General features: G+C 74.4%; 9 protein-coding genes, 1 pseudogene and 1 riboswitch. Of the genes and pseudogenes, 5 read left to right on the top strand and 5 right to left on the bottom strand.

Annotation, left to right across the window (positions count from 1 at the left end):
• Positions 1-21: 21 nt before the first annotated feature.
• Positions 22-161, bottom strand: a riboswitch (cobalamin riboswitch).
• A gap of 216 nt (positions 162-377) precedes the next feature.
• Positions 378-2033: a GMC oxidoreductase gene (locus ACZ6ZT_RS01965; protein ID WP_469714637.1), complete on the top strand. Its 1656-nt coding sequence runs from the start codon at positions 378-380 to the stop codon at positions 2031-2033.
• A gap of 61 nt (positions 2034-2094) precedes the next feature.
• Here ACZ6ZT_RS01965 and ACZ6ZT_RS01960 read toward each other — a convergent pair whose 3' ends face one another.
• Together ACZ6ZT_RS01960 and ACZ6ZT_RS01955 are read right to left on the bottom strand one after the other, a co-directional pair.
• Positions 2095-2574, bottom strand: a complete 480-nt coding sequence (locus ACZ6ZT_RS01960; RefSeq protein ID WP_469714635.1) for a carboxymuconolactone decarboxylase family protein — start codon at positions 2572-2574, stop codon at positions 2095-2097.
• Positions 2571-3650: an NAD(P)H-dependent amine dehydrogenase family protein gene (locus ACZ6ZT_RS01955; RefSeq protein WP_469714633.1), complete on the bottom strand. Its 1080-nt coding sequence runs from the start codon at positions 3648-3650 to the stop codon at positions 2571-2573. The genes ACZ6ZT_RS01960 and ACZ6ZT_RS01955 overlap by 4 nt, the downstream gene beginning before the upstream one ends.
• A gap of 191 nt (positions 3651-3841) precedes the next feature.
• Here ACZ6ZT_RS01955 and ACZ6ZT_RS01950 point away from each other — a divergent pair.
• Positions 3842-4084, top strand: a pseudogene (locus tag ACZ6ZT_RS01950) (glycosyl hydrolase); the annotation flags it as partial.
• Between the two features lie 180 nt (positions 4085-4264).
• Here the strand turns inward: ACZ6ZT_RS01950 and ACZ6ZT_RS01945 are convergent.
• Both ACZ6ZT_RS01945 and ACZ6ZT_RS01940 read right to left on the bottom strand, forming a co-directional pair.
• A complete protein-coding gene (locus ACZ6ZT_RS01945) occupies positions 4265-5254 on the bottom strand; it encodes a sugar kinase (RefSeq protein WP_469714631.1) in 990 nt (329 codons plus the stop codon).
• Between the two features lie 2 nt (positions 5255-5256).
• Positions 5257-5910, bottom strand: coding sequence for a bifunctional 4-hydroxy-2-oxoglutarate aldolase/2-dehydro-3-deoxy-phosphogluconate aldolase (locus tag ACZ6ZT_RS01940; protein ID WP_469714629.1), 654 nt, complete (start codon positions 5908-5910; stop codon positions 5257-5259).
• 88 nt (positions 5911-5998) lie between these two features.
• Here ACZ6ZT_RS01940 and ACZ6ZT_RS01935 point away from each other — a divergent pair, with 88 nt between their 5' ends.
• The 3 genes from ACZ6ZT_RS01935 to ACZ6ZT_RS01925 all read left to right on the top strand — a co-directional run bounded on the left by ACZ6ZT_RS01935 (position 5999) and on the right by ACZ6ZT_RS01925 (position 11253).
• Complete coding sequence (locus tag ACZ6ZT_RS01935) at positions 5999-6799, top strand: IclR family transcriptional regulator (protein WP_469714627.1); 801 nt, start codon at positions 5999-6001, stop codon at positions 6797-6799.
• A gap of 152 nt (positions 6800-6951) precedes the next feature.
• On the top strand, positions 6952-8667 hold the full coding sequence (locus ACZ6ZT_RS01930) for a sigma-70 family RNA polymerase sigma factor (RefSeq protein WP_469714625.1): 1716 nt from the start codon (positions 6952-6954) through the stop codon (positions 8665-8667).
• 99 nt (positions 8668-8766) lie between these two features.
• Positions 8767-11253, top strand: a complete 2487-nt coding sequence (locus ACZ6ZT_RS01925) for a helicase associated domain-containing protein (RefSeq protein ID WP_469714624.1) — start codon at positions 8767-8769, stop codon at positions 11251-11253.
• Between the two features lie 13 nt (positions 11254-11266).
• On the opposite strand, the gene ACZ6ZT_RS01920 is transcribed toward ACZ6ZT_RS01925, so the two are convergent.
• Positions 11267-12658, bottom strand: a complete 1392-nt coding sequence (locus tag ACZ6ZT_RS01920) for a glutamate decarboxylase (protein ID WP_469714623.1) — start codon at positions 12656-12658, stop codon at positions 11267-11269.
• Position 12659 lies beyond the last annotated feature (1 nt).

Raw genomic sequence — 12659 nt, 5'->3', positions numbered from 1 at the left:
GGGGGATCCTCGTCCCCGGTCGAAGTGAAGAGGCGGCGCGTCAGTGTCTGACTCCCGGGATCCCGCGGACGGGATTCCGGTCACAGTGGCGGGACCGCACCGGATTCGCACCGGTTTCCTGTCCTGCGCCGCCCGGACAACCCGGCCAAGTCTGCCAGAGGCCGCCTTTCACCCGTAACGCCGGTCGCTCCCCCGATCGCACCGGGCCCGAATACGCCGGAGGCCCGGACCGGGTTCCGCAGGGCAAGGGCGGCAGGGCTCGAAGGCGCGACGATCCACCGTTTTCGCGGCCGCAAGTTACCTCGCCGTATGTAGTGACTTGTTTCGCGGTCGCCGTTAGAACTTGTTCTCACTCCATCGAGAGTGAGGAAGGTCACATGCGTGACAAAAGCCTGCACAGCAAGGTTTCCAAGGGCGTTTCGCGTCGTGGATTCATCGCTGGAACCGGTTCCATTCTTGGAGCCATGGCCCTCGCGGTCAACACGACACCGGCCCAGGCGAAAACCGTCGTCGGTACCGCCGCCGCGAACGCTCCGATCGACTCCGGGGCCCACGTCCCGGCGCTCGTGATCGGCACCGGCTACGGCGGCTCGGTCGCCGCGCTGCGGCTCGCCCAGGCCGGGGTCGACGTCCACATGATCGAGATGGGCATGGCCTGGGACACCCCCGGCAGCGACGGCAAGATCTTCGCCAACACCACCAAGCCCGACTACCGTTCGTACTGGCTGCGCACCCGGACGAAGGCCCCGCTCAGCAACTTCCTCGGCTTCCCCATCGACAAGGACGTGCCCCGGTACACGGGCATCCTCGATGCCGAGGAGATGGGCGGGATCATCGTCTACCAGGGCCGCGGGGTCGGCGGCGGCTCGCTCGTCAACGGCGGCATGGCGGTGACGCCCAGGCGGCAGAACTTCCCGGCCATCCTGCCCTCGGTGGACGCCGACGAGATGTACTCGACCTACTACCCGCGCGCCAACGCCGGGCTCGGCGTGGGTCTCGTCGACCCCAACTGGTTCGAGACGGTGGACTGCTACCAGTTCGCCCGGGTCGGCCGCAAGCACGCCCAGCGCTCCGGCTTCCCCTTCGTCTTCGTCCCGGACGTCTACGACTGGGACTACATGAAGCAGGAGGTCGCCGGGACCGTCCCCAAGTCCGCGATCGACGGCGAGATCCTCTACGGCAACAACGCCGGCAAGAAATCGCTCCAGAAGACCTACCTCGCCGCCGCGAAGGCGACCGGCAAGGTCGCCATCTCGCCCCTGCACCGGGTCACCACCGTCTCCCCCTCGGGCGGTGGCGGCTACGCGGTCGTCATGGAGCAGCTCGACACCACGGGGGCGGTCGTCGCCACCAAGACGGTCACCGCCGACAAGGTGTTCTTCGCGGCGGGCAGCGTGGGCACCAGCAAGCTCCTGGTCGCGCTGAAGGCCACCGGCGCGCTGCCCAACCTGAACGACGAGGTCGGCAAGGGCTGGGGCGACAACGGCAACGTCATGTGCGGCCGCGCGAACCACCTCTGGGACCCCACCGGCAAGGTGCAGGCCTCCATCCCCTGCGGCGGCATCGACAACTGGGACGCGGGCGGGGCCTTCGCCGAGGTGGCACCGCTGCCGACCGGGATCGAGACGTACGCCTCCTTCTACCTCTCGATCACGAAGAACCCCAACCGGGCCCGGTTCAGCTGGAACGCCGCCACCGGGAAGGTCGAGCTGGACTGGCAGACGGCCTGGAAGCAGCCGTCCATCGACATGGCGAAGACCATCTTCGACAAGATCAACGCGAAGGAGGGGACGATCTACCGGTCCGACCTGTTCGGAGTCAACAAGGTCTGGGGCGACCACCTCACGTACCACCCGCTCGGCGGCGCGGTACTGAACAAGGCCACCGACAACTACGGCCGCCTGCGCGGCTACACCGGCCTGTACGTGATCGACGGAGCGCTGATCCCCGGCAACACCAGCGTCAATCCGTTCGTGACGATCACGGCCCTCGCCGAGCGCAACATCGAGAAGATCATCGCCACGGACCTCTGAGCGGGACGGGGCCCCGGGGCCGGACGGAGGGCGACGATCCCCCGTCCGGCCCCGGGCCGTGTCAGCCGCCCGGCAGCACACAGACGCTGTCGAGGCCCAGGACGTGGTTGAGCCGGCCGAAGGCGAGCCAGGAGCCGATGCTCATGCTCAGCTCCACGATCTCCAGCTGGCTGTAGTGCGCGGTCATCCGCTCCCAGAACTCCTCGTCCAGGTGGTGGTGGTCGAGGGCGTAGCGCTCGGCGTACTCCGCCGCCAGCCGGGTGCGGTCGTCGAAGGCGTCGGTGGTGCGCCACTGCGTCACGGCGTCGGCGAAGTCCTCCTCGACCTTCTCGCCGTCCCGGTCGGTGCGCCAGTCGAGGCAGAAGACGCAGCCGTTGATCTGCGCGATGCGCAGCCGGGCGGCCTCGAACTCGCGCAGGCCCAGGGTGGTGTGGGCGTAGACCGACAGGGAGAAGTTGGCGGCGGCCATGCCGATGCCGGGGACCATGTCGCCCCAGACGTATTCGATCGGGTGCTGCCCTTCGGGGACGTCGATCCTCATGACTGCTTCCTTCCGAGTTTGCCGACTGCGGGTCGCAGCGGGACGTCGAGCGCGTCGTAGAGCCCTGGCTCCGCCTCGACCAGCCAGTCGATGGCGCCGACCAGCCGGCCGACGGCGGTGGCGTTGCCCCCGGCCGAGCGGTTGTCGTCCTCGTCGGTGCACTCGACGGTGACCTCGATGCGCGGGCGGCCCTCGATGACGACGCGGTGGGCGCCGGTCCCGTCGGGCGGCGTGGGCCAGTCGGGGGCGCAGGAGGGGTGGATGCGGGTGACGTGTTCGATGACGATGCGGGGTTCGCCCTGGACGATGCCCTGCACTTCGAAGCGGATGGCGCCCTGCGTGCCGGCTTCGAAGGTGCCCATGGTGCGGGTGGTGACGGTGGTGTCGAGGGCGCGGCGCTCCGAGGTCTCGCGTATCTCGTCGAGTTCCACGCCGAGGGCGCGGGCCATCATGCGGACCTGCCCGCCCCAGACCATGGTGGGGATGGACGGCATGAGCATCATCGGCTCGTCGTCCATGGGCTGTCCCATGCCGACCAGGTAGCGGACGGAGTCCGGCTGGTCGTACGTGGAGTAGTCGAAGATCTCCTGGCAGCGGATCACGTCCACCCGGGTGCCGAGGCCGCTGAGCAGCAGCGGGAGCACGTCGTTGCCCCAGCCGGGGTCGACGCCGGAGGCGAAGAGGGAGCCGCCGCCCCGCTCGACGGCCGCGAGCACCGGGTCCCGGAACTCCGGCGGGGCGTTGCGGTGGTCGTAGAGGGGGTAGAGGGCGGGGCTGACGACGGCCGCCCCGGCGGCCATCGCCCGGGTGATGTCGGCGAGGGCGTCGTCGGGGCGGACGTCGCCGGACGCCGCGTAGACGACGGCGGCGGGGCGGGTGGCCAGTACCGCTTCGCTGTCGTCGGTGGCCGCCACCCCCAACGGGTGGTCGAGTCCGGCGAGTTCGCCCGCGTCGCGGCCGACCTTTCCGGGGTTGTGGACGATCACTGCCGCGAGTTCGAGCGCCGGGTGGGCGTCGACGGCGCGGATCGCCGCGCGGCCGACGTTGCCCGTGCCCCAGACCACCGTGGGAATCATGCGCGGAGGGTAGCGAGGGGGCGCGAAGGTGCCCAGGGCCGTGGAGGAGGAATTTCGGACGCCCGGGCGGCCGCGCGGAACCCGAGGTGAACGCCCCCTTGACCCGGCTGGTCCAGACCAATAGTTTCCGCTTCACGAGCACCACTCCCCCGCGTCCGCAAAGGAAGCCCATGCGCCGCAGCATGCTCGGCGGGCTCGCCGCCCGGCTCACCCACGTCGACTACGCCTTCGGCGCCGACGGCGGGTGCTGCACGGGGAACGTGCCGGGCGAGACCGACGCCTGGGCCGAATACGTACGCCCACTCGACGCGGCGGACTCCGTCGAGGGGGTGGCCGACACGGCGGAGCAGCCGCCGACGGGCAATCTCAACCAGCTGCGGAAGCTCAAGGCCAGGCACCCCGGGGCGGCCCTGGGCGGGGCGATGTCCTGGTCGCTGGACGGCGACACCCCCGAGGGCGGGCCGACGGCCGCCGTCGGCCGGGGCCTGCACGGCCGCTGACCGGCGCCGAGCACCAGGCGGCGGGGCCGCCCCTTCGACCGGCGCCGCCGGGCCGCGGAAGACCGCTCCGGCCCGGCGGCGCCTCCACGTACCCCGTTCCGGCGGCTCGGGGGGTCACGGATCCGGCCGGACCGTGGCCGCCAGGGCGGCGGTGGCGGCGAAGGGCGGGATGTGACCGGTGCCCCCGCGGCCGGAGACCGAGAGCGAGGCCGCCGCCACCCCGTGCGCGACGGCCTCCGCGAGCGTGTCGCCCAGTGCGAGCCGGGCGGTGGTGGTGCCGGTGAAGCAGTCCCCGGCTCCGGTCGCGTCGACGGGCGCCGGGTTGGGCGGGACGGGCCAGGAGCCGGCGCCGGCGCCGTCGTCCAGGAGCAGCCGGCCCGCCCCGCTGGTGACGGCGACCGTACGGGCCCCGAGCGCCCGGTAGCGGGCCACGGCCGTCCTCGGGTCGTCGGTGTCCACCAGGGCGAGCGCGTCGTCGGGGCAGGAGGTCTTCAGCAGGCCGGTCAACGGGGAGATCCGGGCCAGCAGATCGCGTGCCGCGCTCCGGCCGGTCAGCCGGGGCCGGTGGTTGGGGTCGTACGTGACGTGCCCGCCGGCCGCGTGGACCGTGTGCGCGGCGTCCAGTACGGCCTCCCGCGCGGTCGGCGAGAGCGCGCCGGTGATCCCGCTGGTGATGAGGGACTTCGCGCCGGTCAGCAGCTCCCGCCAGGCCTCGGTGTGGGTGGTCGAGAGGGTGGAGCCGGCGCTGTGGGCGCGCCAGTAGACGAACTCCCGCCCGCCGTCGGTGTCGGCGCTGAGCAGGTAGGCGCCGTTGGGCCGGGGGGCGCGGTGGACGTGGGAGACGTCCACGCCCAGTTCGACGGCCCGGCGCAGCAGGGGCACGCTCAGCTCGTCGTCGCCGACGACCGCGAGGAGCGCGGTGCGGGCCCCGGCCGCCGCGGCGGCGGCCGCGGCGTTGAGGGCGTCGCCGGAGTAGGAGATCCGCGCGCCGGTGCCGTCGGTGGCCGCGCGCAGGGCGGTGTCGGCATGGATCTCGACCAGGACCTCGCCGAGTACCAGGACGTCGTAACCGCGGGGGCCGGCGGAGGCGGTGGTGCCCGCCACGGTCAGCGCACCCCGCTGCCGGGGGCCCGGCAGGCCGCGCAGCAGGCTACGGCCGGCTCCGCGAAGACGGCGGCCAGCGCGGCCGGGTCGGCGGGCAGCCCGCTGCCGATGCCGACGGCGCCCGCCCCCGCGTCCAGCCAGGCACGCACCTCGCCGGGCCGGATGCCGCCGGTCGGCACGAGCAGGGCGTCGGGGAGCACCGCCTTGAGGGAGCGGATGAAGTCCGGGCCGCCCACGTGGGCGGGGAAGACCTTCGCGGCGCCGCCGGCGCGGACGGCGGCGGCGATCTCGGCCGGGGTGAACCCGCCCTCCAGGAACACCGCCCCGCGCCGCAGGGCGACCGCGCGGACCTCGGGGGCGGGGTACGGGGACACCAGGAAGGCGGCGCCGGCGTCGAGGGCCGCTTCGGCGTGGGCGGTGGTGGTGACGGTGCCCACGCCGATCAGGGCGGGGCGGCCGTGCGCGTCGGCGAATGCGGCGGAGCGGGCGACGGCGCCGGTCCAGCCGGGGGTCGTGGTGGTGAGCTCGACGGCGCGGCAGCCGGCGGCGAGCAGGTCGGCGGTGGCGCGGACGGCCTCGTCGGCTCCGGTGGTGCGCAGGACCGGCAGCAGGCGCTGGGCGGTGATGACCGCGTACGGATGGCAGGACCAGGACAAGGGACCCTCCGATGCGTTCCGCGTAGTGGAACGGGGTATCGTGTGCCGGAACTCGGTGGTCCAGACCTTACCCATGCGGGGAGACGGCGTGTCAACGGAGCGGGTCGACGGAGGCGGGACGGCGCGGCCCACGGGCCGGGGCGGGCGCACCTCGGCGGCCGGGTCGGCGCTGGAGAAGTCCCTGCGCGTCCTGGAGGCGGTCGCGGCGCCCGGCGGCCCGCACCGGCTGACGGACATCACGACGGCGGCGGCGGTACCGAAGTCGAGCACCTTCCGGATCCTGGCGGCGCTGGCCGAGCAGGGCTTCGTACGGGCGCAGGGCGAGGGCCGCTACGGGGTCGGGCCCCGGCTGCGCGGGCTGTCGGCGCTGGTCGGCGCGGCGGAGCCGGCCGGCGTCGACGAGATCCTGGACGGGCTGCGGCGTGAGACGGGGCAGACGGTCCACCTGGCCCTGCTCACCGGGGAGAGCATCACCTACGTCCGCAAGCTGGAAGCCGACCGGCCCTTCCGGACGGCTTCGCGCGTCGGCACGCGGATGCCGCTGCACACGACGGCGATCGGCAAGAGCGTCCTCGCGCTCCTGCCGCCCGAGGAGGTCCGCGCGCTGACCGCCGCCTCCGGCCTGCCGCGCCGCACCCCGAACACGCTGACCACCCCGGTGGAGCTGGCGGCGGAACTGGAGGCGGTCCGGGCGCGGGGGTTCGCCGTGGACGACGAGGAGAACGAGGCCGCCATCCGGTGCGCCGGGGTGGCGGTCCCCGGCCCCGACGGCCGCCCCGTCGGCGGGGTTTCCGTCACCACCGTCACCTTCCTGGTCTCCCGCGCGGAGGTGGAGGCCTACGCGCCCGCCCTGCGGGCGGCCGCGCGGGCGCTCGCGCCGCTGCTCTGAGCACGGCCCGTGACCCGTACGGACCAGCCGCCCCAGCGCCCCGGCCGGACCGGTCGGAAAATATTTCTGTGGATAACCGTTATCAGGCCCCCACTCGACGGTCTCCCAGTCATTGGGCATCATCGACCGCCGGTACGGACAGGGACTTTCACATGAGTACACAGCACACGGCAGCGCTGGTGGCAGCGGCCCGTGCGGGCGACCCCCGCGCGCAGGACGAGCTCGTCAGCACTCATCTGCCGCTCGTCTACAACATCGTCGGCCGGGCCCTGAACGGGTCCTGCGACGTGGACGACGTGGTCCAGGACACGATGCTGCGGGCGCTGGACGGACTGGGCGGCCTGCGGGCGGACGAGAGCTTCCGGTCTTGGCTGGTCGCGATCACGATGAACCGGATACGGGCGCACTGGCAGGCCCGCAGCAGCGGTCCGGGCGAGAGCGCGCTGGAGGAGGCCGGGGACGTCGCCGACCCCGGCGCCGACTTCGCCGACCTGACCGTCGCGCGCCTCCAGCTGTCCGGGCAGCGCCGCGAGACCGCCCGTGCCACGCGCTGGCTGGAGCCCGACGACCGGGCGCTGCTGTCGCTGTGGTGGCTGGAGTGCGCGGGCGAGGTGACCCGGGCCGAGATGGCCGGGGCGCTGGAGCTGACCCCGCCGCACACGGCGGTACGGGTGCAGCGGATGAAGGCCCAGCTGGAGTCGGCCCGGGTCGTGGAGCGGGCGCTGGAGGCGCGGCCGCCGTGCGAGGGGCTGCGGGCGATGACGGGCACCTGGGACGGGCGGCCCTCCGCGCTGTGGCGCAAGCGGATAGCCCGGCACGCCCGTGAGTGCCTGCGCTGCTCCGGGCTGTGGGACGGACTGGTCCCGGCGGAGGGGCTGCTGGCCGGTCTGGCGCTGGTCCCGGTGACGGCGGCGCTGCTGGCGGGCGTACGGGCGGCCACGGCGGCCGGGTTCGCCCCCGCCGGGGCGGCGTATGCCGGGGCGCAGAGCGCGCTCAGCTACTCGGGGGCGGAGTCCGCTGGCGCCGCGACCCAGGCGGCGCCGGTGGTGTCCGGGCCCGGCCGGGCCGCGCGCCGCAAGGCGGGGGACACCGGCGGCGCGGGCGATCCGGCGGCCCCCGGGCGCGGGGCGCAGCGCAAGCGGCGGCAGAACCGGCGCCGGGCGATCGGCGGCGCCGTGGTCGCGGCGTGCGTCGCCGGCGGCGGCCTCGTCTACCTGGGCTCGCTCCCCGGCAAACACGGCGCCGAGGCGGGCGGCGGCGCACCGGCCGCCCCGGTGGCGGCGCTCTCCGCCCCCGACACCGCTTCGGCCCTGCCCTCCGGCTCGCCCTCGGCGTCGGCCTCGCCGTCCGCTTCCGCCTCACCGTCCCCGTCGGCCTCGGCTTCGGCGTCCCCGTCGCCCGCCACCAGTTCGGCGAAGGCGCCGGCGCCCGCCCCGTCGAAGAGCGCTCCGCCGCGTCCCGCCCCGCCGGCTCCCGCGCCCGCCCCGGCGGGCGTGGCCGGTCAGGTCATCGCACTGGTCAACTCGGAGCGGGCGGCGGCCGGCTGCGGCCCGCTGAAGGAGGACGCGCAACTGCGGTCGGCGGCCCAGGGGCATTCCGACGACATGGCGCAGCGGGACTACTTCTCGCACACCGACCCCGACGGCGCCGACCCCGGGCAGCGGACGACGGCCGCCGGGTACCGCTGGTCGACGTACGGGGAGAACATCGCGCGGGGCCAGCAGACGGCGGCGGACGTGATGGACTCGTGGATGAAGAGCCCGGGCCACCGGGCGAACATACTGAACTGCTCCTTCAAGGACATCGGCGTGGGCGTCCACCCGGGCTCGGGCGGCCCCTGGTGGACGCAGAACTTCGGCGCCCGCTGACCAAGCCGTCCACGGCACGGTCCGCCCCGCCCCCCCTTTGACTCAGAATCCGGGCAAGATAGGTCCTGGAGCCGAATCGGCAGATCAAAGGGGGCCCGGGTGGTGGGACGAAGGACCAGGACGGAGCTGCGCCCGCATCAGCGGGAGGCCGTCGACGCCGTCGTGCGGGCGCTGGAGCTGCCAGTCGACGGCCGGCTGCCGGCCCGGGGCCTGCGGACGCAGGTGATCATGGCGACCGGGTCGGGCAAGTCCCTGGTCGCCGTACGCTCCGCCGACGAGCTGCGGGCGGGCCGGGTGCTCGTCCTGGTGCCCTCCCTCGACCTGCTCGTGCAGACCGTGGCCGCCTGGCGCGGCGGGGGCCGCAGCGGCCGGGCCGTCGCGGTGTGCTCGCTGCGCGGCGAGGACGCGGGAGTGCCGACCACCACCGATCCGGGCGAACTGGCCCGCTGGGGCGCCCGGCCGGTGGAGCGGGTGACGGTGTTCGCCACGTACGCCTCCCTCGGTCTGGGCACGATCGAGCGGGCGCACCTGGCGGGGCTGCCGCCCTGGGACCTGGTGGTGGTCGACGAGGCCCACCGCACCTCGGGGCGGATCGGCAAGCCCTGGGCGGTGGTGCACGACAACGCCCGGATCCCCTCCGCCCGCCGGCTGTACATGACGGCCACGCCCCGGGTGTGGCGGGACGGCGAGGACACGGAGGGGGAGCCGGAGGCCGGGGCAGAGGCGGAGGCGGAGGCCGGGTACGCGGAGGCCGCCGACGCGCCCCGCGCCCGCGGGGAGCTGGTGGCGTCCATGGAGGACGACCCGGAGGGGCCGTTCGGCGCCCGCTGCTACACGCTGCCGCTGTCGGAGGCCATCGACCGGGGCATCTGCGCCCCGTACCGGGTGGTGTGCGTGGACGTCAGCGATCCGGGTTTCCAGGCGGAGGTGCTGCTCGGCGCCGACGGGCGTTCGGACCGGGTGCGCGGGATGCGGCTGGCCGCGCTCCAGGCGGCGCTGGTGAAGGCGGCGGCCGACCAGGGTTTCCGGCGGACGCTGGTCTTCCACCACCTCACCAGGGAGGCCGAGGCGTTCGCGGCGGGACTGCCCGCGGTCGCGGCCCGGCTGCGGACCGCGAACCGCTCCCCGCAGCCGGCCTACCCCCGTACGGTGTGGGCGGACTGGCTGTGCGGGCAGCACACGGCGGCCCACCGGCGGCGCGTCCTGGAGGCGTTCGCCGCCGACCGGATCGCGGAGAAGGCCTTCCTCGGCAGTGTCCGGGTGCTCGGCGAGGGGGTGGACACCAAGGAGTGCGACTCCGTCTTCTGGGCGGACGTACGCGGTTCCATGCCGGACCTGGTGCAGGCGGTGGGCCGGGCGCTGCGGATCCGGCCCGGCGAGGGCAAGGTCGCCTCGCTGGTGGTGCCGGTGCTGCTGGGGCCGGGCGAGACCCCCGAGTCGATGCTGACCTCACGGGCGTACGGGGACCTCGCGCGGCTCCTGGAGGCGCTGAGGGCGCACGACTCACGGCTGGTGGAGGCCCTGGCCCAGCCGCAGGCGCCGGGCCGCCCGGCGTCGGCGGCCGGTACGGGCGCCCCGGGCGCGGGCCCCGGGCCGGGGGCGCGGGCCCTGCTGAGCTTCTCCACGCCCCGGGATCCGGCGCTGCTGGCGGCCTTCATCCGGCTGCGGGTGCTCAACCCTGAGCACAGGCAGTGGCGGCGCGGGGCCGAGGCGGCCCGGATCTACGCCGCGACGGCCGGGGACCTGCGGGTGCCGTTCGCCTACCGGGTTCCGGCGTCCGGCGGAGACTGGCCGGCGGCGCTGGCGGGGTTCCCGCTCGGCCAGTGGATCGCGGACGCGCGGCGGACGTACCGCCGGGGCGCGCTGGGCCGCGAGCGGATGCGGGAGCTGGACGAACTGGGCATGGTGTGGAGCCACTTCGACGTGGCCTTCGAGGAGGGCCTGGCGGCGGCCCGGGCCTGGGCGGCCGCCCACGGGCACCTGCTGCCGCCGGTGGAGGCCACCTGGCACGGGGCGCCCGTCGGGGTGTGGATGAAGAACAACCGGGCCGCCGCCCGCCGGGAGGGGCCGGGGACGCTGCCCGAGGAGCGCCGGGACGCCCTGGACGCGATCGACCCGTCCTGGTGTCCGGCCTGGGACATCGGCTGGCAGCGGGCCTTCCACCTGGCCCGGGTGCACCTGGACGCGGGCGGGCGGCTGCCGGCCGGGCCGGGCCGGCTCGTGGTGCAGGGCGAGGACCTGGGCGGCTGGGCGCGGGCCCAGCGGCTGGGGTGGGACCGGCTGGCGTGGGCCCAGCGCTGGCTGCTGGAGCACGTGCTGGGGCTGGAGCCGGCGCGGGAGGAGGAGCGGCCGCCGCCGCGCCGGAGCCATGCCGACGCCTGGGCGGGGCACCTGGAGGCGGCCCGGCTGTTCCACGCCCGGGAGGGGCACCTGCGGGTCCCCCGCCCGCATGTGGAGCGGGTGGGGGACCGGGAGCTGCGGCTCGGGGCGTGGATCGCCAACCAGCGGTCCCGGGCGGCGCGGTTGCCCCCGGAGCGGGTGGCCGCGCTGACGGACCTCGGGATGCGCTGGCCGGCGTCCGGCTGAGGTCGCGCGCCGGTCAGTGGTGGAAGCCGGACCGGGCCGGGGTGGCGGGGGCCGTCTGCGGGTGGGCGCGCAGGTGCTCGACGGCCCGGCGCAGGTCGGTGACGAGCAGGGCGATCTGGTCGCGGGTCACCCCGTGGCGGATCAGGACGCGCTGGACGACGGTGTCCTGACGGTCGGCCGGCAGCGGGTACGAGGGCACCTGCCAGCCGCGCATCCGCAGCCGGTCGGAGAGGTCGTAGAGGCTGAAGCCGGCTCCGTCCGGGTCGGCGAGGGTGTAGGAGACGGCGGGCAGCGCGCCCTGGCCGTCGTAGAGCAGGGTGAAGGCGCCCATGTCGGCGATCTGCCGGGCCAGGTACTGGGCGGTCTCGGCGCAGGCCTGCTGGACGTGCCGGTAACCGGTGCGGCCCAGGCGCAGGAAGAGGTAGTACTGGGCGATGACCTCGCCGCCGGGGCGGGAGAAGTTGAGGGCGAAGGTCGGCATGTCGCCGCCGAGGTAGTCCACGTCGAAGACGAGGTCGGCGGGGAGCAGGTCGGCGGTGCGCCAGACGATCCAGCCGACGCCGAGCGGGGCGAGCCCGTACTTGTGGCCGGAGGTGTTGACGGAGGCCACGCGCGGCAGCCGGAAGTCCCAGACCACGTCGGGGTGGAGGAACGGGGCGACGAACCCGCCGCTGGCGGCGTCCACGTGGACGGGGACGTCCCAGCCGTGTGCGGCCTGGATCCGGTCGAGCTCCTCGGCGATCGCGGCGACGGGTTCATAGTCGCAGGTGTAGGTGACGCCGAGGATGGCGACGACGCCGATGGTGTTCTCGTCGACGTGGGCGGCGAGCTGGTGGGGGCGCAGCCCGGTGGCGCCGGGCTCCAGGGGGACCTGGCGCAGTTCGACGTCGAAGTACCGGGCGAACTTCTCCCAGCAGATCTGGACCGGCCCGCACACCAGGTTGGGGCGGTCGGCCGGTTTGCCCTCGGCCCGGCGGCGGGCCCGCCACCGCCATTTGAGGGCGAGGCCGCCGAGCATGGCGGCCTCGCTGGAGCCGGTGGTGGAGCAGCCGGTGCCGGAGGTGCCGGGCGGGGCGTTCCACAGGTCGGCCAGGATGTTGACGCAGCGGGCCTCGATCTCGGCGGTCTGCGGGTACTCGTCCTTGTCGATCATGTTCTTGTCGAGGCACTCGTTCATCAGGCGGTGTACGCCGTCGTCCGACCAGGTGGTGCAGAAGGTGGCCAGGTTCTGGGCGGCGTTGCCGTCGAGGAGCAGCTCGTTGTGGAGGAGCGAGTAGACGACGTCGGAGGGCGCGGGGTCGTCGGGCATCCGGTACTTGGGGAGGATCTGGCCGCTGAGGGCGGACGCGAACACGTCCGTCGCGGCGTCCCGGGTGCCGGCGTCCTTCGTCTCATGGAGAGCCATA

The sequence above is a fragment of the Streptomyces sp. NPDC102258 genome, assembly GCF_055584685.1.
The sequence above is the reverse complement of the archived record's forward strand: the minus strand, read 5'-3'. Positions and strand labels throughout refer to the sequence as shown.